Source organism: Micromonospora sp. ZG13, from assembly GCF_059359355.1.
Window position 1 is genome coordinate 472038 of sequence record NZ_JCADBQ010000002.1, and the last position, 21527, is coordinate 493564.

A 21527-nucleotide genomic window follows, 5' to 3' on the forward strand; every position below is an offset into this window, starting at 1 on the left:
CCGCACCGGCGCGCCGGTGCGTACCGATCGGAAGGACAGCCATGCCGACGACCGGCGACCCGCTCGCCCGCCGCTACCGGCGGCTGCTGTTCTGCCATCCCCGCGCCTACCGGCGGGCCCGGGCCGACGAGATCGTCGGGGTCCTGCTCGACGCGGCGCCGGCGGGCCGCACCCGCCCCACGCCGCGCGAGGCCGCCGACCTGATCCGGCACGGCCTGCGCTGCCGGCTGGGCCGACCGGCCAGCCGCACGGTCGGCGTCTGGGCCACCCTCACCGCCGTCATCTGCGGCCTGTTCACCGCCGCCCTCGCCACCCGCGCCGCCTGGGAGACCTCCGCCCCGCAGCCCGACCGGGCCGAGACCGCCGCCGTCTTCGCCGCCGTGCTGCCCGGTCACGAACTCGGCGACGTCGACCTGGCGCCGGCGCTCTTCACCTTCTACAGCCAGCCGCTCACCGTGCGGGCACTCGACAACCTGCTGCTCGGCGACGGCGGCGAATACCAGCAGAGCGCCGTCGTGGCCGGCCCCGCCGGACCGCCCCGGATGTCCGCCGACGAGACGCTCGCGCTGGCGCAGCGGCGCCTGCGCGAGACCGGCTGGCAGGTGTACGAGCCGATGGTCCGCAGCAACCCGGGCTGTGTCGACAAGACGTGCGTCCCGGTCGTCACGTTCACCGACACCACCCTGCTCGCCCGGCGTGGCGACACGGTCCTCCAGCTCCAGGTGGCCGCCCCGCCCTCGCCCGACGGCAACCACCTGTCGCTGGCCCTGAGCCGCACGGCCCCGCCGGCCGTGCTGCCGGCCGGTGTCGCCGGCGGACTGCTCGGGGCGGCCCTCGGCTGGCTGGTCTTCGGTTGGGCCAGCCGGCGCACCGAGGCGGCACACCCCGCCCGGGGAGCGGTCGGCGTCCTGCTCGCGATCACCCTGTTCCTCTGGTGGACGCCCGTCCTGCTGACCGTTCCCGGCCTGCTGCGACACCACCGCGCCGAGCCGCACCCGACCTGGCACCCGCTGTGGGAGTGGCTGGGTCAGCCGGCGGCCTCCCTGCTGTTCGTGGTGGGTACGGCGAGCGCGCTGCTGACGCTGGCGCTGGCCGCCGTACCCCGACGCAGCCCGCTGCCCACGGCCGCCGTCGGCTGACGCCGCCCGACGTGGTCCGAGATCAGTCCCACCAGAACGACCAGGAGTGCACGCCGAGGAGTTCCTCGGCGTAGGCGGCCAGCGATCCGGCGCCCTGCCAGACGTTGTCCGGGCAGAAGGCGAAGTGCTCGGCCGCGACCGCCAGGGCGTGCCCGGTGGTGGTCGGTGGCGCGGCCACGCTGACGTACAGGGTCGCGAACCCGACACCGACCACGCGCACGCCGAACCGGTCCTCCCAACTCCGCAGCACCGCCGAGATCTCCCCGGCGTCGCCGGTGTGGTTGGTCGGGCCGGACCAACCCGCCACGGCGAGGGTGTCCGCGCCGCGGACAGCCGGCACGAGCCCCAGACGCGTCCGCCCGTCCACGAGAAACTCCGCGCACTCGTCGGCGAGCTGGGCGGGCGGCTCCGCCTGGTCGCCGGGCATGGCGAGGCCGGGCCAGTCCTGGCCGAACGGGGCCGTGACGACCGACCCACCGTCCTCGTCGGTCGTCGCACAGTCGGCCCACCACCGGGCCAGCAGCTCCGCCACGTCGTGCAGCTCCGGCGACGACATGTCGGCCGGAGACACCTCGCCGACGACCCACGGGCGCCTCTCGTCGCTCGACAACCCGGTCAGCAGCAGCGGCCAGAGCCCGGACTCCGGGTGCCGCGACCGCAACCGCGCCCACAGCCCCGGATCAGGTGGAGCGTCGCTCAGCCAGTACGGCGGAGGCCCGCCGTCCTCCGGCTCGACCGTGCGGCCGGACGGCAGCGTCGTAGGCGGTAGCGAACTCAGCAACTGGGAGAGGTCCGGGATCACGGCGAGAGCGTAGGCGGCCCGTACGACCTAACCGGCCCTCCTGCGACGCCCCGGGCCCATGCGGCTCGTCCTGTCGGCGGAGCCCGCCCGGTCGGCCCCGGTGGACCCGGCGGCCTCGCCGCTGGCCGACCGACGTAGGTCGGCACCTGGCCGGGCGTGCCGGACGCCCGGGCGGTCCAGGGCGGCATCACACGCACGCGGCGGCCTCGCCGCCGCCGGACCGGCCGTGGGTCTCGGCGGTGTCGACGGCGCGCAGCGGTACGGGTGTCAGGCCGGCGTCAGGATCAGCCAACCGAAGCCGACGACGTCGCGGTAGCCGTCGAGGTATTCGGCACGCCGCTCGTCGGCGAACGCACGCGCCTCCGGCGTGCCGAGGCGTTCGATGCCCGCACGCCAGTCGGACTCGAAGTCGTCCCACTCGGCGATCGTGGACACGGCGATGTGCAGCGGCCGGAATCCCGCGTCCACCGCGAGCTGGGCCAGGGTCGCCAGGTCGGGCAGGTCGCCGAAGGTCTCACGGACCTGCTCGCCGGGTCTGGTCTGGTAGAAGCCGTCGGCGAACAGCAGTTTCCCCCCGGGGTTGGTGAGCCGGCGCAGCGCGGTGAGGGCTGTCGCCGAGTCGCCCCAGATGTGGCCGGCGCCGACGTTGACGACGAGGTCGGCGGGCCGGTCCCAGGTGGCCGCGTCCGCGCTGTGGAACGTGACCCGCTCGGCGGCTCCCCGTTCCGTCGCGCGTCGCCGGGCCCGTTCACCGTCGTCGGCGTGGCGTTCCACGCCGTCGCCGGCGATGCCGTGAGCCTCGCACAGCCGCAGGAGCAGCTCGCCGTTGCCGCAGCCCAGGTCCAGGGCTCGCCAGCCCGCCCCGGTGGGGGCCAGTCGCCGGACCAGGTCCGCCACCCGATCCTCGCCGAGCGGCGCGTTGTAGGTCAGGTTGGCCGCGGCGGCGGCCAGGTACGTACTGCGGTCCTGGTTCTTCACCGGGCCACGGTACGACAGTGTGCGGTTGCCCGAGGGACCTCGAAGGCGGTGGCCGGGACTCCCCGGTTACACGCAGGGCCCGGAACCGGGGTGGTGCCGGGCCCTCGCGCGCTGGTGAGGTTCAGCCGGCCGTGATAGTGAACGAGGTGGTGTCGTCCGCCGGGTCCACGTCGGTCAGGCTCACCACGTAGTCCGAAGTGGGCGTGTATGAGCCCGTGCCCAGTTCACCCGCCGGAGTGCCGGCCGGCGCGGTGAGGATGACGTCGAAGGTGCGCACCTCACCGGGCACGAACCGGCCGCCCGGCACGGTGAACCAGTCCCCGGAACTCGGCATGTCCTGCGGCTCGATGTGGTCCACCACGACGCCGGCCGGCAGGTCGGCGATGACGTTGAGCCCGAAGGAGGGCGCGTCGTTGCCGTACCGGACGGTCAGCGGCATGCGGCCCTGGAGGCTCCCGTCCGGGAGCCGGTCGAGCCTGACCTGGTTCGCGCTCAACGAGACGTCGGTCTGGGTCGCCTGCACGTAAGGCCGGGGCTTGGTGATCTTGCCCTTCGTGGAACGGAAGAGGGTCGTGAACGGGGCGCTCTGGACCGGCTCCTGATCGCCGTTCGGCACCACGCCGATCCAGCTGCCGTCGACGACCATCGGGTAGTCCCGAGGGGTCGTCCGGACGTGGAACCGGACGCTGTGCGCCCGGCTGGCACCGGACGCCAGCTCGCCGCTCCCGCTGCCGCAGTTCACCAGGGTCCGGACGCCGACCGCGCCCTGCCAGACGCAGGCGTCCTCGGGGAATACGTGGCCCTCCGCGGCGCCGGCCGGTTCGAGGAAGCTCAGGCTGTAGTAGCTGGCGGTCGGGCCGTTGTTCGTGACCGTGGCGTTGAGCGTGCCGACGTAGCCCTGGTCGGTCGGCTCCAGGATCAGCCGCTGCGCCGTGATGGACAGCGTGCCGGTGCTGGACGGGTGCGGCGCGGCGACGGCCGGGGCCGCGCTGGCGACCGCGGCGGCTGCAACGACCGCCAGGCCGAGCGCGGCAGCCGAGACGCGACGCCCTGTGGACAGAGTGATGGACATGCTGGACGCACCTTCCCCCGTGGTTCATCACGCGCCGTAGCGGACGCATGCTGCCCGAGCAACATAACCAGGCTCGTCCCGTCCACGCTGTCCCCGGGGACGAAACGGACCAGCCGCCTCGATCTGCCCTGCCGGCGCTGGCTCTGCCGCCGGTCCACTCGGGACGAACGCAGCGGCACGTAGCCGGAAGGGACGCGGGGGCGGCCATCTTCTGGCTCCCCACTGACATGCTCGTCGCATGCACCCTCACCAGCCCCGCTACGAACCGATCATGGTTCCGCCCGTCCGCCCGGGCCGATGGCGGGTGTGGCTGGGGGTCGCCGCCGGGGCACTCACGCTGTCCTACGCCCTGTTCACCATCGGTCAGGTGCGCTACCTCGACGCGAACGGCGTCACCACTCGGGCCGAGGTCGTGGACAGGCAGCTCGGTGGCCGCTCGGACTTCGTGCGCGTACGCGTCAGTTCCGGGGAGGAGACGAACCTCTGGGCGTGGGAGGGCGCTCCCGAGGTCGGCGAGACCATGACGGTGGTTCACCTTCGGGAGTCGAACTGGGCCAAGGACACCCGCGCGTTCGCGCCGGAGGGAACTGTCTGGCAGAACCTGTGGCTGGGCGCCCTGTTCCTCGGCGGAGCGCTGTGGCAGCACCGCCGCACCCGGCGCGCGTCCGAACCGGGCGGGTACTGACGCGGAGAGTGATTCCGTCGCGCTTGATCGACTGCTGTTGCTGGTTGGCCGGTACCGGGGCAGACCGGGGTTCGATGCCTGGCCAGGGCGGCAGGCCAAGGGGTATTCGACCGACGGACGGCGGTCAGGAGCTCTTGGGGAGTTCCTGGGGCCACCGCTGGCGGTCGACGCTGTCCCGCCAGTCGGCCACCGGGCCCGATCGCCCAGCAAGGGCCGCTTCCCGGTCGACGACCGGGAAGTCCGCCCCGCCAACCAGCTGGTGCGTCCCACTCCCCTGCTCCGTCTTCGCCGCCAGCACATAGGTCGTGCCGGGCCGCAGCAAGGGCTCGCCCTCCACCCGCCAGGTGTCCTTGCCGAGGGTCCCACCCAACTGGACCACCCGCAGCGTCTTGACCGGCTCGCCCTTGAGGGTCATGTCCACTGTCACGTCGAAGACGGTGTAGGGCGCGCCGTCGCGCTCCTGCACCTCGGCGACACGGTCCACCGTTGCAACGACGACGTAGTCGGCGAACCCGGCCACCTTCGTCTCATCCTTCACATCGAACGCGTAGGACGAGTGCACCGAGTGCATCTCACCCGCGCGCAGCGAGTCGTAGGCCAACCACCCACCAGAGGCCACCGCGACAGCGACGGCGCCTACGACCAGCGGTCGAACAAGGCGGCGGTTCATGCTCAGGACCCCCATACGCTGTGATACGAGTTGATGTCCCACGACTGCAGGTTGTTGCTCATGTTCGGGTTGTAACAGGCCGGGCACGAGTCCATCACCGCGATCTCCGGCCCGTGACCGGCTGACGCCGCCGATGCGATCATGACCAGCTGGCACGGGGCACCACCGCCGTCTCGACGGGCCCTAGCATCTCCGGCATGGCAACGCGGCTCGTACAGATCAACATGAAGGCTCGGGACGACTCGGCCCTCGGCGACTTCTGGGCGGAGGTGCTCGGCTGGGGAGTCTCCAGCGAGGGACCCGGCGTGACCAACCTCGAACCCGAGGGCTTCGTCTACCCCGACCCCGTCGCCGTCTGCCTCGACCTCGTCGTCTCCCCGGAACCGAAGACGGTGAAGAACCGCGTGCACGTCGACCTCGCCACCACCTCTGCGGCCCATCAGGCGGAGATGGTCACGCGCCTGAAGGAACTCGGCGCGACACCCGCCGACGTAGGCCAGGGCGACGCCCCGTGGACGGTCATGGCCGACCCGGAGGGCAACGAGTTCTGCGTCCTGGACCCCCGTCCGCTCCACCGCGACACCGGGCCGATCGCCGCGGTGGTGGTCGACTGCGCAGATCCGCGAGCCATGGCCCGCTTCTGGGGCGAGGCCACGGACTGGACCCTGCACGAGGTGACCGACCACCACGCAATGCTGCGCTCCGCCAAGGGCGTCGGCCCATACCTGCGGTTCCTCCGCACACCCGACGTGAAGACCGTGTGGAACCGCGTCCATCTCGACATCCGCCCGTACCCGGGTGACGACCTGGCGGCCGAGGCGGCCAAACTGCGAACCCTCGGCGCCACCGTCATCGACCTCGGCCAGGACGATGTCCCGTGGACCGTCCTCGCAGACCCGGAGGGCAACGAGTTCTGCCTCCTCACCCCCGGCTGACCCGACCCTCGCCAGCCGCTTGCAGAGGGGCGCGGCGACAGGTGGAGCTAGGCGATCGGCTGCTCCGTCCAGGGAACGGACCGCGGAGCGATCGGCCGATAGGCGCTGGCCGTGGAACTACGAAGGCCCCGACCGGATTCAAGTCCTGGTCGGGGCCTTCGCGCTGGAGCGGGTGACGGGAATCGAACCCGCACTGTCAGCTTGGGAAGCTGATGTTCTGCCATTGAACTACACCCGCAGGCGGCACCACTGTACCTGAGTCGTCACGCCGGTGCACCCAGGTACCCCTCCGCCGCTCCCCGGTGTCCCAACCTTGGCAGCGAACGGCCCCACAGGGGCGTGAACCCACCAAGATCTCGCGGCGGCCTCGTCGGGCCGCCGGCCGCCCACCAGCAGACGTCAGCCGCGCCGCCGCCAGGAAGAAGTTTCAGCGCGGCAACATATGGGCGTTCTCAAATCCTTCGATCGGTTGTAACGTCTGCCCAACGTTCTCAGCCACGGCGTGACATACCCCCTGTCGCGCCGCCAGAAAGAGGTGGGCCCATGGGACTCCGTCCCAACCTGCTGACCCGGCGTACGGCCGGCGTCGCGTCGACGACCCTCGCGCTGCTGCTCAGCACCGCCGCCGTCGGCGTCGTGCCGGCCGCTTCGGCCTTCTCCGCCGCCCCGGGCGAGGTCTGCGTCGAGCCGGCCGACGTCCACTCGGACGCCCGCATCAAGCCGGGCGGCGGGGCCAAGCACGAGCCGAACGAGCTGACCCTCGCGGAGACCCGCGAGCGCGAGGCCGACCTCGCCGCCGCCCTGCGCGAGCGGGCCCGGTTCCGGGCCGGTGCCGGCGCCACCACGATGGCGGCCACCGTCACCATCCCCGTGGTCGTGCACGTGATCCAGGAGAACAGCACCCGGGCCGGCGGCAACATCCCCGACTCGATGATCAACTCGCAGATCAGCGTGCTGAACCAGTCGTTCAGCGGGGCGACCGGCGGCGCGTCCACCGCGTTCAGCTTCCAACTCCAGAAGATCAACCGGGTGACGAACCCGTCCTGGTACCCGATCGTGCAGGGCTCGTCGGCGGAGCGGTCGATGAAGACCTCACTGCGCACGGGCGGCAAGAACACCCTCAACATCTACCTGGGCGAGCTGAGCGACAGCCTGCTCGGCTGGGCGACCTTCCCGACCCGGAAACTCAACAGCATGGACGGCGTCGTCGTGCTGAGCGAGTCGCTGCCGGGCGGCACCGCCACCAACTACAACCAGGGCGACACGGGCACCCACGAGGTCGGCCACTGGCTGAACCTCTACCACACCTTCCAGGGCGGCTGCTCCGGCTCGGGCGACAGCGTCAGCGACACCGCTGCCGAGGCGTCTCCGGCCTCCGGCTGCCCGACCGGCCGGGACACCTGCACCGCCCCCGGCGTCGACCCGATCACCAACTTCATGGACTACAGCTACGACTCCTGCATGTACCAGTTCACCGCCGGGCAGGCCAGCCGCATGCTGACCGCCTGGAACGCGTACCGCGCGGCGTAGTTCCGCCGTACGACCGCACCGGTGCCGGCCTCGCTCGACGGGGCCGGCACCGGCGTCTGCGCGGCCGGCTGGGCGCGCGGGAGCGGGCCGGTGGTCACGGTGTGGCGCCCCGGGCGGGGGATGGCCCGGGGCGCCACACCGCGTCTCAGGCGGCCGGGCGGGCGGCGTGGCCGCCGGCGCTCCCCGACCGCGTCTCGGGCAGCACGGCGGTGCCGGCGGCGGCCGCGCCGGGGTCGAGCCACACCTGGACGGCGGGCCGGCCGTGCGACTCGGCGGCACCGCCTGCCACGCCGGACTCGCGGCGGGCCAGCATCGCCACGTCGACGGTGAACTCGAAGACCCGCCAGTCGACCTGCGGCGCGGCCCGGTGGCTGCGGGCCAGCCGGGCGACCCGGGCCGGATCGGTCACCGGCCGGGCGTGGCCGGCGACGTAGGCCTCGTCGTCGCTCTCCTCGGGCGGGAAGGAGTGCAGCGCGTAGCGGCCGTCGCGTTCGAGGTCGCGCCGCTTGGGCGAGTCGACGACGAAGCAGAAGAGCCCCTCGTCGGTGATCACGGGGGAGACCGGGTGCACCCGGGGACCGCCGTCGGCGCGGACGGTGGCCAGGTAGCCGAAGCCCGGCCCGTACTGCTGCATGAGGAGGCGGATCCCGTCGGCGAGGCGGGGCTCGTCGGCGGCGAATTCGGACCAGGAAGCCATGCCGGCATTCTATCGAACAAACGTACGAAGACGCACTCCGACACGCAGGTCACGCGTGTCGCTCGCTAAGGTGTGCGGATGCTGCTCTCCGACCGCGACCTGGCCTCCGAGATCGAGGCGGGGACGCTCGCGCTGGAGCCGTTCGAGCCCGCGCTGGTGCAACCGTCCAGCATCGACGTACGCCTGGACAAGCTCTTCCGGGTCTTCAACAACCACCTCTACACCCACATCGACCCCGCGCAGCAGCAGGACGACCTCACGTCGATGGTCGAGGTGCCCGAGGGCGAGCCGTACGTGCTGCATCCGGGCGAGTTCGTGCTCGCCTCGACGCTGGAGGTGATCTCGCTCGGCGACCAGCTCGCCGGCCGCCTGGAGGGCAAGTCGAGCCTGGGCCGGCTGGGCCTGCTCACCCACTCCACGGCGGGCTTCATCGACCCGGGCTTCTCCGGCCACGTGACCCTGGAGCTGTCCAACGTAGCGAACCTGCCCATCACCCTCTGGCCAGGCATGAAGATCGGCCAGCTCTGCATCTTCCGGCTCTCGTCGCCGGCGCAGCACCCGTACGGCTCGGCCGTCTACGGCTCCCGCTACCAGGGGCAGCGCGGGCCGACCCCGAGCCGCTCCTGGCAGCACTGGCGCACCTGGCCGACGCGCTGACCCGACCCTCGGCCGCGCGGAGGGCCCCCGCCGGGCAGGGACCCCCCGGGCACGTCAGCCGGGTCGGCCGTAGCTGTGGATCGGGCCGTCGTCGACCTTCTTCATCCTGACCGGCACCCCGGCGCGGGAGGCGTGCACCACCCAGCCCCCGCCGACGTACATGCCGACGTGGTGCAGGTCGCTGTAGTAGAAGACCAGGTCACCCGGGCGCAGTTCGCCCCGGCTGACGGACGCGGTGGCCCGGCGCTGCTGCGCGGCGTTGTGCGGCAGCGAGACCCCGGCCTTCGCCCAGGCGGCGAGCATCAGGCCGGAGCAGTCGTACGAGTTCGGCCCCTCGGCGCCCCAGACGTAGGGCTTGCCGATCTGGGCACAGGCGAACTTCACGGCGGTGCCGGCCGGACCGCCGGGATAGCCGGCCGGGCACGGGGCGGGACGCAGCGGCCCGCCGCCGCCGTTGCCGTAGACGCGCAGCCGCAGCTTCTGCAACCGGTCGATCTCGGCGTTGATCTGCTTCTTCTTCGCCGCGAGCTGGGCCTCGGTGCGGCTGAGCTGGGCGACCATCTCGTCCAGCGGCGCCTTCTTCGCGGCCAGCCGGTCGCGCAGCTCGGCGACCTGCCGTACGTCCTGCTGCTGATGCTGGGCGAACCGGTCGAGCAGTTCGAGCTGCCCGACCGTCTCGCCGGGCGACCGGCTGCCCAGCAGGGCGTTGACGACGGAGACGTTCTCGCCCTTGTAGGCGCGGGCGGCCAGCGCGCCCACCTTCTCCATCGCCTGGTCGACCTGCTTCTCCAGCGGCCCGATCTGCGCGGCGAGCGCGTCGGCCTGCTTGCGCCTGGCGGCCAGGTCCTGCCGGGTGGCGTTGTGCCGTTCGATGACCGGTTCGAGCTTGTTCCAGTCCTCGTCGATCTGCCGCTCGATCTCGGCGACCGTCGGTTCGGCGTGGGCCGCCGTAGCGCCGCCGGTCAGGACGACGGCGAACGCGGCCAGGGCGGCGAGGGCGGTGGTGCAGCGGTACCAGCGTGGGCGCGGCGCAGCCGTCGTCGGATCGGCCGGGGCCGACCGGACCGACGGTGGCCGCGGGGCATGGTGTGCCACCGGGTTCCGTACTCCTTCTTCCGGACCGCCTACCGGGTTAGCTGACGGGTTCGGGCGGGAAGGGGCGCCCTACCGCAGGGACTGCGGATTCACCCCGGGTACCTGGGTCCCCGGCTCGCTCGTGAGCGACTCGGCGGTGTCGGACCGTCACCGCCCTGGGTGGACGGATTGTCACCGGCCGACGAATGACCAGAGTAGAGACGACCGTTATCGATCCGCAACCCTCCGGGCGGTGACACTCCGTACTCACCAGGACCCGGCGGATCCGCAACCCGGAGGACGAAGATTTTCTTCCTTCTGAAGTGTCTGACGGAAAGGTATTGACCGGAGGCGGTGGACGGGGCGAAGGTGGCCCCACCTTTGCCCGCCCGAACTGGGGGTCTGATGCACCTGTCAGCGACATCGAGGAGCAGACGCGTCCTGCTGGCCGCCGCCGTGGCCGCCGCCCTGGCGGCGACGCCGCTCACCGCCGCCGGATCCGCCGCCGCGGCGCCGACGACCGACCGGCAGCAGCAGTACGCCGCCGCGGCGGCCGAGTACGGCGTGCCGGAGAGCGTCCTGCTCGGGGTCTCCTACCTGCAGTCCCGCTGGGACACCAACGCCGGCACGCCGAGCACCAGCGGCGGGTACGGACCGATGCACCTCACCGACGCCGAGCACGTCGCCGCCTCCGGCGGCACCCACCACGACGAGGGAACCGAGGACCCGCGCGGGGACGACTCCCGCCGGTCCCTGGCCGAGGCCCACGAGCCGCCGGCCGCCGCCCCGCCCGCCGAGGCGGCACTCCGTACGGTCGACGCCGCCGCGGAGCTGACCGGCGCCAGCGAGGAGGCGCTGCGCACGGACGTCACGACGAACATCCGGGGCGGCGCGGCGCTGCTGGCCGCGTACCAGAAGGAGATCGGCGCCCCGGTCGGCGCCGGCACCGACCCCGCGGCCTGGTACGGCGCGGTGGCCCGATACTCCGGCGCGGACAGCGCCGACGCCGCGGCGGCCTTCGCCGACGAGGTGTACGCCACCATCGCCACGGGCGACAGCCGGCTGACCGACGACGGGCAGCGGGTCACGCTCGCCGGCAGCGCGGTCCGGCCGGAGCGCTCCTGGCTGGACCGGCTGCGCCTGCGCAAGCTCGCCCGGCCCGACGGCCTGGAGTGCCCGAGCGACATCTCCTGCGAGTGGATTCCGGCCCCCTACCAGCAGTACGGCCCCACGCTCGGCGACTACGGCAACCACGACCTGGGGAACCGGCCCGTCGAGCAGAAGATCGAGTACATCGTCATCCACGACACCGAGGGCTACTTCGGTCCCAGCGTCAACCTGGTCAAGGACCCGAAGCGGGTGGGCTGGCACTACACCCTGCGCTCGGTGGACGGCCACATCGCCCAGCACATCAAGACCAAGGACGTCGGCTGGCACGCCGGCAACTGGTACGTGAACTCGAAGTCCATCGGTCTCGAGCACGAGGGCTTCGCGGGGCACGGCACCTGGTACACCGAGGCGATGTACCGCACCTCCGCCAAGCTGGTCCGCCACCTGGCGCGGGCGTACAACATCCCGCTCGACCGCAACCACATCATCGGGCACGACAACGTCCCCGGCACCGTCGCCTCGACCGTGCGCGGCATGCACTGGGACCCGGGTCCGTACTGGAACTGGTCGCACTACTTCGACCTGCTCAAGGCGCCGTTCAAGTCGACCGGCACGCACCGCACCGGGCTGGTCACCATCGACCCGGACTTCGCCACCAACCAGCCGCAGTTCACCGGCTGCAACCGGCAGCCGCCGGGCGTGCCGAACCCGCCCCCGGCGACCGCCCCCTGCCCGCTGCGCGGCTCCTCGGCGCTGTTCCTGCACAACGCGCCGAGCCACGACGCGCCGCTGCTCAACGACATCGCGCTGCGGCCCGACGGCACCCCGAACACCATGTACGTCTCCGACCACGGCGCCCGCGTCTCGGCCGGACAGACGTACGCGCTGGCCGAGGTGCGGGGCGACTGGACCGCCATCTGGTACCTCGGCCAGAAGGGGTGGTTCCACAACCCCGCCGCCAAGCCGACGGCGAAGTGGTCCGTCGGGCTCGTGGTGACCCCGAAGGCCGGCAAGGCCACCATCCCGGTGTACGGCCGCGCCTATCCGGAGCAGGCCGCGTACCCGGAGGGCGTGCCGTACCAGGCGATCTCGCCGCTGCAGTACACCCTCTCGGCCGGTGAGCGGTACGCCGTCGGCAACCTGCTCCCCGGCGAGTACTACCGGGCCGTGACCTTTGACGGCTCCGCCCCGGGTGACCGGACGGTCGTCCGCGGCGACAACCGGTACGTGCAGATCCAGTTCGGTCACCGGATCATGTACGTCAACCTGGACGACGTGAACCTGGTGCCCTCCCCGCTGGGCGCGCCCCGCTGATCCACCCGCACGAGAAGAGCCCCCGGTCGATCCGACCGGGGGCTCTTTCGTCGCGTACGCGGGATCAGTGGGCGCGTCAGGGCCTGCGGAACCCGGCGACCGGCATCGTGTTGATGCTGGAGACGTTGACCGGCTTGCCGGCCCGGGGCGCGTGCACCATCTTGTCGTTGCCGAGGTAGAGGCCGACGTGGTGCAGGTCGCTGAAGAAGAAGACCAGGTCACCCGGGCGCGCCTCGGAACGCGGGATGGCCTTGCCCTCGTTCCACTGCGCACCCGTGAAGTGCGTCAGGTGGATCCCCGCCGCCTTGTAGGCGTACTGGGTGAGACCGGAGCAGTCGAACGAGTTCGGGCCGGTGGCACCCCAGACGTACGGGTCGCCGACCTGCGCGCAGGCGGTACGGATCGCGGTGCGGGCCGCGTCGCTGACCACGCCGTTGATGGTCGGGCACTTCTCCGTCTTGACGGTCGTGACCGGCAGCGACGCCTCGAGCTTCTTGATGTCGGCGTCGATCTGCTTCTTCTTGGCAGCCAGGTCGTTCTGCTGCTTCGTCTGCGAGACGATCAGCGTGTCGAGCTTCTGCTTCTCCGCGTCGAACTTCTGACGGACCTTGGTCACGCCCTCGAGCTGCTTACGCTCCTGAGCGGCCAGCCGGTCCAGCAGCGTCAGCTGCTCGGTCAGCGTGTGGGGCTTGGCGCTGACCAGCAGCGCGCCGATCTCCTGCGACGGGCCGGAGATGTAGTAGCGGGAGGCGAGGTCGCCGACCCGGTCCATCGCCAGCTCGCTCTCCAGCGCCAACGGCTGGATCTTCTTCTGGAGATCCTCCGACTTCTTGCGGTTGACCTTCAGCTGCGCCCGCACCTTGTTGTACTGCTCGATGGTGGGCTCGAGCTGCCGCCACTTCTGGTCGATCGCGGCCTCGATCTCGTCGACCGAGGGCTCGGCGTGGGCGGGCGCGGCGAGCATGCCGGCGCCGACGACCGCCGCGGCGACCAGGGTGAGCAGACGGTGGGCGGCCCTGCGTAGGCCACCCGGACGAGCAGACCGTCGAGGTGCGTGACGATGAGGGGGCATGGTTGCCACCGGCACCGACTCCTTTTGCAACCCGGCCGCTTGGCGCCTCGCGCGAGGGAAAGAGGGGCGAGACAGACGACCCACAGCGGCCGGTGCCCAACATTAGGGAAGGCCGGCAGCGGAATCAAGGCGACCGAGGTCCACTTCACGCCTGCGCAACCGCTTGCACACCAAGGGTATCGGCCCGCTGCTCAACGAGGGCAGTCGATGCAGCGGGGGACGTGACGACGCCCGGGAGGGTGATGGCGACCCCGGGCGCGGCGCGAAGGCCGCCCGCTTCACCGGGCCCGGCTACCGTCGGGACATGGCACCGCTCACGCTCGCCCACGAACTCGCCCTGCTCGGCTACGACGACGCGGGCGTCAACCGGCTCGGCCGGCCCACGCTCGACTACGGCCTGGCCGGTGCCCTGCTGCTGGAACTGGCGCTCGCCGGCCGGGTCGAGATCGCCGACGGCCGGCTGGTGGTGACCGATCCGACCCCCGTCGGGCAGCGGCAGCTCGACGACGCGCTGACCCGGATCGCCGCCGACGAGAAGCGGCGCAAGCCGACGGACTGGATCAGCCGGCTCGCCAAGGACCTGCCCGAGCAGGTGCTGGACGGGCTGGTCACCGCGGGCGTGCTCCGCCGCGACTCGGACAAGGTGCTGTGGGTCTTCCCGCGTACCCGTTATCCCTCGTCCACCGGCGCGGAGCCGGCGGTGGAGACGCAGGCCCGGCAGCGGATGGTCGCCGCCGTGGCCGGGGACGGCCCGGTGGACGGGCGTACGGCCGCCCTCATCGGCCTCGCGCGGGCCGTCGGCCTGGATCGCAAGCTCTTCGCGGAACTGTCGAAGGAGCACGTCAAGCGCCGGCTGACCGAGATCGCCGCCGGCGACTGGGCGTCCGCCGCCACGCGGAAGGCCATCGAGGAGACCCAGGCCGCCGTGCTGATCGCCACCACCACGGCGACCACGGCCGTCATCATCACCACCACGAGCTCCTGAACGCCGACGGCGGCGGCACCGGGAGGGTGCCGCCGCCGTCGGGCGTCGCAGGGGGTACGCGTCAGCCGGCGACCGGCAGCCGCTCGGTGTCGGTGCCGCCCGGCGCATCGGGCTTGACCGACCGGAGCAGCACGCTGGCCACGTCGACGACCTCGACCTCTTCCCCGGCGCCCTTGCCGTTCACGCCGTCGTTGAGCATCGTCGAGCAGAACGGGCAGCCGACGGCGACCGTCTTCGCCCCGGTGGACATGGCCTCCTCGACCCGGTCCACGTTGATCCGCTTGCCGATCTTCTCCTCCATCCACATCCGGGCGCCGCCGGCGCCGCAGCAGAAGGAGCGCTCGCTGTTGCGGGGCATCTCGGTCAGCTCACCGGAGATGGCCGTGCCCAGCACCTCGCGCGGCGGGGCGAAGACCCGGTTGTGCCGACCCAGGTAGCAGGGGTCGTGGTAGGTGACGCCGCCGTCGACCGGCTGCACCGGGGTGAGCTTGCCGGTGGCGACCAGGTGCGCCAGGAGCTGCGTGTGGTGGACCACCTCGAACTCGCCGCCGAGCTGGCCGTACTCGTTGCCGAGGGTGTTGAAGCAGTGCGGGCAGGTCGCGACGATCTTCCGCTTGCTCTTCTCCCGGCCCTCGAACGCCTCGTTGAGGGTCTCCACGTTCTGCTGCGCGAGCATCTGGAAGACGAACTCGTTGCCGATGCGACGGGCCGGGTCGCCGGAGCAGGTCTCGCCCTCGCCGAGGATCGCGAACTTCACGCCCGCCTCGTTGAGCAGCGTGGCGACCGCCCGCGTGGTCTTCTTGGCCCGGTCCTCGAACGCGCCGGCACAGCCGACCCAGAAGAGGTACTCGAAGTCGTCGACCTCGCCGACCCGCGGCACCTCGAAGTCCAGGCCCTTGGTCCAGTCCTCGCGGGTGTTCTGCGGGGCGCCCCACGGGTTGCCCTTGTTCTCCAGGTTGCGCAGCATCACGCCGGCCTCGGACGGGAAGCTCGACTCGATGAGCACCTGGTAGCGGCGCATGTCGACGATGTGGTCGACGTGCTCGATGTCGACCGGGCACTGCTCGACGCAGGCGCCGCAGGTGGTGCAGGACCAGAGCACGTCCGGGTCGATGACGCCGCCCTCCTCGGCGGTGCCGATCAGCGGCCTCTCGGCCTCGGCGAGCGCGAGGACGTCCATGTGGGCGAGCTGGGCGGCGGTCGCCTTCTCCTCGCCGGTCAGGTCCTTGCCGCCGCCGGCCAGCAGGTACGGCGCCTTGGCGTACGCGTGGTCGCGCAGGCTCAGCACCAGCAGCTTCGGCGACAGCGGCTTGGCGGTGTTCCAGGCGGGGCACTGCGACTGGCAGCGGCCGCACTCGGTGCAGGTGCTGAAGTCCAGCAGGCCCTTCCAGGTGAACTGCTCGACCTGGGCGACACCGAACTGGTCCTTCTCGGGGTCGGCCTCCTCGAAGTCCAGCGGCTTGCCCTGGCTCGTCATGGGCCGCAGGGCGCCGAGGCCGGAGACGTTGGCGCCGGGGTCACGCTTGAAGAAGATGTTGAAGAAGGCCAGGAAGCGGTGCCAGGCGACGCCCATGGTGACGTTGAGCGCGATCACGATGAGCCAGGTCATCGAGATGGCGATCTTGATGAGCGCGGCGATGCTGACGCCGGCCTCCCAGTTCGGCAGCACGCCGCCGACGGCGTGGCTGAGCGGGGTGGCCCAGACCGGGTACTCGAAGTGGTCGGTGGCGACCTTGAAGCCCCGGATGACGAAGCCCATGATCAGTACGGCGAGGATGATGCCCTCGACGAAGTAGCCCTGCCACATGGTGGAGCCGGTGAACCGGGAACGCCCACCCGGCCGGGTCGGCCGGTTACGGAGCCGGATCGCGATCAGCACCAGGATGCTGACGAGGCCCAGGATCGCGAGCCACTCGGTGACCAGCCCGTAGATCGCCCAGTTGCCGACCAGGGGCAGCCCGCCGGTCGGGGAGACGACCTCGAAGTACGCCTCCAGCACCAGCAGTGACAGCACGATGAAGCCGACCATCACGAACCAGTGGGCCGCACCCACGACGCTCCAGCGGAGCATGCGGGTGTGGCCGGCGGTCTCGGCCAGCATGGTCTTGGTGCGGGTGCCCTTGTCACCGAAGCGGGTCGGATCCGGCTGACCCAGCCGGATGACGGCCACCATCTTCATGACCGCGCGTACCGCAAGCCACACCGCCACGGCGGTGATGGCGAACGCGAGGATCGTGGTGACGATCTGGACGCTGCCCATCGAGTTGGCCTCCCCGGTCTGCTGCCTGTCGAGCGGCTCGGCGACCGGGGCCGGGTCAGGGCGCGATCGGCGAGCCGCAACTGCCGCACCCTCGACCGGACCGGTCGATGACCTCGCTCCGCTCGGTCATGCAGTGCAGCCTACGCGCAAGGTTACCCAGGAGTAACGTGAGTCATCTCGCATCCAGGCCGCGCCGCCCTGCGCACACCATAGGGCGCGGGCACCGTCACCGCCGGGTAGGGGCTCCACGGGGTGACATGCATTGCCGGCAACGGCCGGGCCGCGCCACCGTCGACGGCAGGGGCGGTCGCGCTCGGCGGCCCCGCCGCCGGGCCGGCGGCGGGGCCGCGACGCTCAGCGCCAGCGGGAGAGCAGGATCAGGGAGGCGACCATGGCGCCGAAGCCCACCGCGAGGTTCCAGTAACCCCACGCCATGACCGGGTACTCCTGCTCGGAGAGGTAGTAGACCACCAGCCAGCCGATGCCGAAGACGATCAGGGCGACCGCCGAGACCGGCAGCCAGACCGGGCTAGGCTTGCGCGTCGCCGCCGTCGCCGTCGGACGGACGTCCGTCGGCGGGGTGTACACCTTCTTCTTGCGGACCTGAGACTTGGGCACGACGCTCTCCAGAGGGGTTACGACCTCGTCCGGCCTGACAACCGGGCGCGGGGGCGACGGTCCATGGCCAATAATGTTCGACAGCTAGCGTAGTCCCGAAGGCCCGTCCAATCCACGAATGGGGCGAGGCCGATGCAGCCAGTGACCGAAAAAGGCGGGACTGTTCGGGTCGCCGCAGCGGTCCGCGGCTCCGCGGGCTGAACCAGACGACGGGGAAGGAACGCTCGGTGGAGTACACATCCGGCGCGGCCTCCTGGCAGAAGGTGCTCCGGCGGGCCGTCGCCGGGCTGCTGCCTCGGCGCCCACGGCAGCGACGACCGGGCTGGTCGATCGGGGTGCCGCTGATCGCCGCCGCGGCCGGGCTGCTCTTCACCACCACGGCCACCACCGCCGGCGGCACCGCACTGCGGGAGGACCGCCGGCCCCAGCTCAACCAGTTGATCGAGGACCGGCGCGCGGAGGTGGCGGCCAGCGAACAGCGGGCGGCCAACCTACGCGCCGAGGTCGAGGGCCGCACCAACGCCCTGGCCAGCTCCGACGGGCCGATCAGGGAACAGCAGAACCGGGCCGCCGCCAGCCGGGACGACGCCGGCTTCACGGCGCTCGCGGGCCCCGGGGTGACGGTGGAACTCGACGACGCGCCCCGCCGCAACGACGGCGCGCTGCCCGCCGGGGCCACCAACGACGACCTGGTCGTCCACCAGGGGGACGTGCAGGCGGTGGTGAACGCGCTCTGGGCGGGTGGCGCCGAGGCCATGTCCATCATGAACGTCCGCGTGCTGTCGACCAGCGCGGTACGCTGCGTGGGTAACACCCTGCTGCTGCACGGCCGGGTGTACTCCCCACCATTCAAGATCGTAGCAATCGGCGATCCCGCTGCCCTCCAGCAGGCCCTCGCCGACTCTCAGGGAGTCCGGTTGTTCAGGGACCTGGTCGACGACTACAAGCTCGGTTACAAGGAGACGGTCTCCACGGTGACCGTGCCGGCGTTCGAGGATTCGACCACGCTGCGCTCGGCGACGGTGCCACGGTGAGTCGCCCCCTGGACGACTGGTCCGAGGACCGCGACGGCCACCACCGCGACCAGGGTGACGGGCCGACCGCCTTCCTGCCCAAGATCGACCGGCCCGGCCCCGCCCCCGCCCGTCCCGCCCCGGCCGGCGCCTGGCCGGAGCCCACGCTCCCGCCCCAGTCCCCGGCCCTCCGCCCGCCCCACGTGCCCGGCCCGGCTGCTACCGAAGCCCGCCCGGGCACCGAGTGGTCGCGCGACGCGCCGGGGCCGGGCCGCCCGACGTCGGAGCCGGGTCGTCGCGCCAACCCCGGCCGGTTCCCGAGCGCCGACCAGCCCCGTCATGCCGGCAACCCCGCCCGGCCCACCGAACCCGGCCGTCCCGGTCACCCGGACTTCGACCGGCCGAGCCCTGCCGGCTTCGGCCGCCCCGGCCCGGACCAGCAAGGGTCGGGCTTCGACCGGCGCGGAGCCGACTTCGACCAGCGCGGGTCGGACTTCGACCAGCGTGGGTCGGACTTCGACCAGCGTGGGTCGGACTTCGGCCGGCGCGGGTCGGACTTCGGGTCCGCTGACCTTGGCCGACCAGCGTCCGCCGACTTCACCCGGTCCGCCGGCGGCGACCGCCCCGGGCCCGCCGGCTTCGGCCGGTCGGGTGCGGACGACCCCCGCCGTCCCGGCCCCACGGGCGTCGACCGCCCGGACTCCGCCGACTTCCGCCGGTCCCGCCCGGCCGGTTCGGGCCCGTCTGCGGGACCCGATGCCGGCCCGCCGCCGCCGCCGTGGTCCGGTGCCGGCCCGGTCCGACCGGCCGCTCCGGCCCATCCCGCTCCGCCGTCCGACGACCGCCGACGCCCGGGCGCCGCCGAGGCCGGTGGCGGGCAGCAGCACCCGCCCCGCCCGCCGGTCGATCGCGCCGCCGCCCGGGAAGGCCTGCCGACCGGCGACGCGCCGACCGCCTTCATCCCCAAGGTGGGCGCGTCGGCCAACGGCCCGTCGGCCCCGATCTCCCCGGCCGCCCCGCGCGACGTCGATCCCGGGGCCACCGCCCTGATCCCGGCCGTGCCCGGGCGTACGCAGGCCGCCCCGGCCGCGCTCGTCGAGTCGACCGCGCTGATGGGCGCGGTGCCGCGTCCCCCGAAGACGGACGAGCCGGAAAGCGCCCCTGCCGGCGAGCAGCCTCGGCCGCGCCGGGGCGAGCGGGTGGTCCAGCTCCGCCCGGAGCAGACCGGGGAGGGTTACAAGAGCGTCTACTCGGAGCTCACCCGGCCGTCGCTGGGCTCCCGGCTGCGTACCGGCATCCGGATCAGCGGCGAGCTACTGATCACCTTCGGTCTGGTGGTGCTGCTCTTCGCCGGCTACGAGGTGTGGGGCAAGTCCGCGATCGTCGACGCCCACCAGACCGACCTCAGCCAGCAGTTGGCGCAGGCCTGGGGCCCCGAAGGCGATCCGACGGTGGCACCGTCGGCGAGTGCGTCCGCCAAGCCGAAGCCCCCCGTGCAGGGCAAACCCATCGCCGGGCTCTACATCCCCAAGCTCGACAAGAACTGGGTCGTCGTCGAGGGCGTCACGCAGAAGGACATCCGGTACGCGCCGGGCCACTACCCGTCCAGCGCCCTGCCGGGCCAGGTCGGCAACTTCTCCGTCGCCGGGCACCGCAACCGCGCCACCTTCTGGCGGCTCGACGAGCTGCACGACGGTGACGCCATCGTGGTGGAGGGCAAGAACGACTGGCACATCTACAAGGTGACCGACAACCACATCGTCAAGCCCACCCAGGTCGAGGTGGTGGCGCCGGTGCCCGGCAAGCCCGGGAAGAAGCCGACCAAGGCGATGCTCACCCTGACGACCTGCAACCCCAAGTTCGACAACTACCAGCGCCTGATCATTCATGCCGAGCTGGCCCGCAGCCAGCCGAAGTCGGCGGGACGCCCGGCCGAGTTGGGGGCCTGACGGTGTACGGCTGGATCTGGCGCAAGCTCCCCTTCGGGCTGCCCGGCAAGCTCGTCGGCAGCCTGCTGATCGCCAGCGCGATGGTGGCCCTGCTCTGGTACGTGGTCTTCCCGTGGGCCGAGCCCCTGCTGCCCTTCGACGACGTGCAGGTCACCCAGGATTCCGGCGACCCCGGCAGTGACGCGGTGCCGGGCAGCGGGGAGGGCGACGGCGCCCCCACCGGCGACGAGCACGACCTGCCGTACGACACCGAGCAGAACAACACCCCTCCCGCCTCCCCGGACGAGTGAGCCCCTGATGCGTGTCCTGGTGATCGACAACTACGACTCGTTCGTCTTCAACCTGGTGCAGTATCTGGGCCAGCTCGGCGTCGACTGCGACGTCCGGCGCAACGACGAGATCGAGGTCGCCGAGGTGGGCAGGGTCGGCGCGGCCGGCGTCCTGCTCTCGCCCGGCCCCGGCAGCCCCGACCGCGCCGGCATCTGCCTCGATGTCATCCGCACGTACGCGGGCGAGCTGCCGATCTTCGGCGTCTGCCTGGGTCACCAGGCGATCGGCGAGGCCTTCGGCGCCACCGTGACCCGCGCCCCCGAGCTGCTGCACGGCAAGACCTCCGAGGTACGCCACCGCGACGTCGGGGTGCTCGCCGGCCTGCCCGACCCGTTCACCGCCACCCGCTACCACTCGCTCGCCGTACTGCCCGAGACGCTGCCCGAGGAGCTGGAGGTCACCGGCTGGACGGGTTCCGGGGTGGTCATGGCGGTGCGGCACCGTACGCTGCCGATCGAGGGCGTCCAGTTCCACCCGGAGTCGGTGCTGACCGAGGGCGGTCACCTGATGCTGGCCAACTGGCTGGCCGCCTGCGGCCACCCGGAGGCGCTGGAGCGGGCTCCTGCGCTGGCCGCCGAGGTGGACGCGCGCCGCCGCGCCGCCTTCGCCACGGCCTGACGCGAGGGTCTGGCTCCAC

At 72.1% G+C, this 21527-nt stretch carries 20 protein-coding genes, 1 tRNA gene and 1 riboswitch; of the genes, 11 read left to right on the forward strand and 10 right to left on the reverse strand.

Annotation, left to right across the window (positions count from 1 at the left end; all coding sequences use genetic code 11):
* Window positions 1-41: 41 nt before the first annotated feature.
* Complete coding sequence (locus AC5L34_RS06080; RefSeq protein WP_494824040.1) at window positions 42-1139, forward strand: hypothetical protein; 1098 nt, start codon at window positions 42-44, stop codon at window positions 1137-1139.
* Between the two features lie 22 nt (window positions 1140-1161).
* Here AC5L34_RS06080 and AC5L34_RS06085 read toward each other — a convergent pair whose 3' ends face one another.
* The 3 genes from AC5L34_RS06085 to AC5L34_RS06095 form a co-directional block, all read right to left on the reverse strand.
* The gene (locus AC5L34_RS06085) at window positions 1162-1941 is read right to left on the reverse strand and encodes a DUF4253 domain-containing protein (protein WP_441173818.1); all 780 of its coding nucleotides are present in this window, start codon (window positions 1939-1941) and stop codon (window positions 1162-1164) included.
* A 267-nt stretch (window positions 1942-2208) separates the two neighbouring features.
* Window positions 2209-2919, reverse strand: a complete 711-nt coding sequence (locus AC5L34_RS06090; RefSeq protein ID WP_441173819.1) for a class I SAM-dependent methyltransferase — start codon at window positions 2917-2919, stop codon at window positions 2209-2211.
* Between the two features lie 121 nt (window positions 2920-3040).
* On the reverse strand, window positions 3041-3991 hold the full coding sequence (locus tag AC5L34_RS06095; RefSeq protein ID WP_494824041.1) for a hypothetical protein: 951 nt from the start codon (window positions 3989-3991) through the stop codon (window positions 3041-3043).
* A gap of 271 nt (window positions 3992-4262) precedes the next feature.
* Between AC5L34_RS06095 and AC5L34_RS06100 the strand changes: the two genes are divergently transcribed.
* On the forward strand, window positions 4263-4676 hold the full coding sequence (locus AC5L34_RS06100; protein ID WP_494824043.1) for a hypothetical protein: 414 nt from the start codon (window positions 4263-4265) through the stop codon (window positions 4674-4676).
* 124 nt (window positions 4677-4800) lie between these two features.
* On the opposite strand, the gene AC5L34_RS06105 is transcribed toward AC5L34_RS06100, so the two are convergent.
* Complete coding sequence (locus AC5L34_RS06105) at window positions 4801-5277, reverse strand: hypothetical protein (RefSeq protein ID WP_494824044.1); 477 nt, start codon at window positions 5275-5277, stop codon at window positions 4801-4803.
* Window positions 5278-5543: 266 nt separating this feature from the next.
* On the opposite strand from AC5L34_RS06105, the gene AC5L34_RS06110 reads away from it, so the two are divergent.
* Window positions 5544-6281: a VOC family protein gene (locus AC5L34_RS06110; protein WP_494824046.1), complete on the forward strand. Its 738-nt coding sequence runs from the start codon at window positions 5544-5546 to the stop codon at window positions 6279-6281.
* 164 nt (window positions 6282-6445) lie between these two features.
* Here AC5L34_RS06110 and AC5L34_RS06115 read toward each other — a convergent pair.
* Window positions 6446-6519 (reverse strand) — tRNA-Gly (locus tag AC5L34_RS06115).
* A 305-nt stretch (window positions 6520-6824) separates the two neighbouring features.
* Here AC5L34_RS06115 and AC5L34_RS06120 point away from each other — a divergent pair.
* Entirely contained in the window at window positions 6825-7811 is a 987-nt protein-coding gene (locus AC5L34_RS06120) for a zinc metalloprotease (protein ID WP_494824047.1), read from the forward strand.
* 145 nt (window positions 7812-7956) lie between these two features.
* Here AC5L34_RS06120 and AC5L34_RS06125 read toward each other — a convergent pair whose 3' ends face one another.
* Window positions 7957-8508 carry a pyridoxamine 5'-phosphate oxidase family protein gene (locus tag AC5L34_RS06125; protein WP_441173825.1) on the reverse strand — a complete coding sequence of 184 codons (552 nt, stop codon included), beginning with the start codon at window positions 8506-8508 and terminating at the stop codon, window positions 7957-7959.
* 78 nt (window positions 8509-8586) lie between these two features.
* On the opposite strand from AC5L34_RS06125, the gene dcd reads away from it, so the two are divergent.
* Window positions 8587-9165, forward strand: a complete 579-nt coding sequence (gene dcd, locus AC5L34_RS06130; RefSeq protein WP_363622692.1) for a dCTP deaminase — start codon at window positions 8587-8589, stop codon at window positions 9163-9165.
* A 54-nt stretch (window positions 9166-9219) separates the two neighbouring features.
* On the opposite strand, the gene AC5L34_RS06135 is transcribed toward dcd, so the two are convergent.
* On the reverse strand, window positions 9220-10260 hold the full coding sequence (locus tag AC5L34_RS06135; protein WP_494824049.1) for a C40 family peptidase: 1041 nt from the start codon (window positions 10258-10260) through the stop codon (window positions 9220-9222).
* A gap of 12 nt (window positions 10261-10272) precedes the next feature.
* Window positions 10273-10406: riboswitch (cyclic di-AMP (ydaO/yuaA leader) on the reverse strand.
* 238 nt (window positions 10407-10644) lie between these two features.
* Here AC5L34_RS06135 and AC5L34_RS06140 point away from each other — a divergent pair.
* Window positions 10645-12663 (forward strand): N-acetylmuramoyl-L-alanine amidase, encoded by a 2019-nt coding sequence (locus tag AC5L34_RS06140; RefSeq protein WP_494824051.1) that lies wholly within the window; start codon window positions 10645-10647, stop codon window positions 12661-12663.
* 76 nt (window positions 12664-12739) lie between these two features.
* Here the strand turns inward: AC5L34_RS06140 and AC5L34_RS06145 are convergent, their stop codons facing one another.
* Window positions 12740-13735, reverse strand: a complete 996-nt coding sequence (locus tag AC5L34_RS06145) for a C40 family peptidase (RefSeq protein WP_494824052.1) — start codon at window positions 13733-13735, stop codon at window positions 12740-12742.
* A 304-nt stretch (window positions 13736-14039) separates the two neighbouring features.
* On the opposite strand from AC5L34_RS06145, the gene AC5L34_RS06150 reads away from it, so the two are divergent.
* The gene (locus AC5L34_RS06150; RefSeq protein WP_441173829.1) at window positions 14040-14720 is read left to right on the forward strand and encodes a GOLPH3/VPS74 family protein; all 681 of its coding nucleotides are present in this window, start codon (window positions 14040-14042) and stop codon (window positions 14718-14720) included.
* Window positions 14721-14781: 61 nt separating this feature from the next.
* Here the strand turns inward: AC5L34_RS06150 and AC5L34_RS06155 are convergent, their stop codons facing one another.
* On the reverse strand, window positions 14782-16980 hold the full coding sequence (locus AC5L34_RS06155) for a (Fe-S)-binding protein (RefSeq protein ID WP_441173830.1): 2199 nt from the start codon (window positions 16978-16980) through the stop codon (window positions 14782-14784).
* A 354-nt stretch (window positions 16981-17334) separates the two neighbouring features.
* On the reverse strand, window positions 17335-17598 hold the full coding sequence (locus AC5L34_RS06160; protein WP_089002723.1) for a cell division protein CrgA: 264 nt from the start codon (window positions 17596-17598) through the stop codon (window positions 17335-17337).
* Between the two features lie 227 nt (window positions 17599-17825).
* Here AC5L34_RS06160 and AC5L34_RS06165 point away from each other — a divergent pair, with 227 nt between their 5' ends.
* From AC5L34_RS06165 to AC5L34_RS06180, 4 genes are read left to right on the forward strand one after another with little or no spacing between them, the layout of a single operon-like run.
* Window positions 17826-18632, forward strand: coding sequence for a DUF881 domain-containing protein (locus AC5L34_RS06165; RefSeq protein WP_101413513.1), 807 nt, complete (start codon window positions 17826-17828; stop codon window positions 18630-18632).
* Window positions 18629-20560, forward strand: a complete 1932-nt coding sequence (locus tag AC5L34_RS06170) for a class E sortase (protein WP_441173831.1) — start codon at window positions 18629-18631, stop codon at window positions 20558-20560. The genes AC5L34_RS06165 and AC5L34_RS06170 overlap by 4 nt, the downstream gene beginning before the upstream one ends.
* A gap of 2 nt (window positions 20561-20562) precedes the next feature.
* The gene (locus AC5L34_RS06175) at window positions 20563-20850 is read left to right on the forward strand and encodes a hypothetical protein (protein ID WP_441173832.1); all 288 of its coding nucleotides are present in this window, start codon (window positions 20563-20565) and stop codon (window positions 20848-20850) included.
* Window positions 20851-20857: 7 nt separating this feature from the next.
* Complete coding sequence (locus AC5L34_RS06180) at window positions 20858-21508, forward strand: aminodeoxychorismate/anthranilate synthase component II (RefSeq protein WP_441173833.1); 651 nt, start codon at window positions 20858-20860, stop codon at window positions 21506-21508.
* The last annotated feature ends 19 nt before the right edge of the window (window positions 21509-21527 follow it).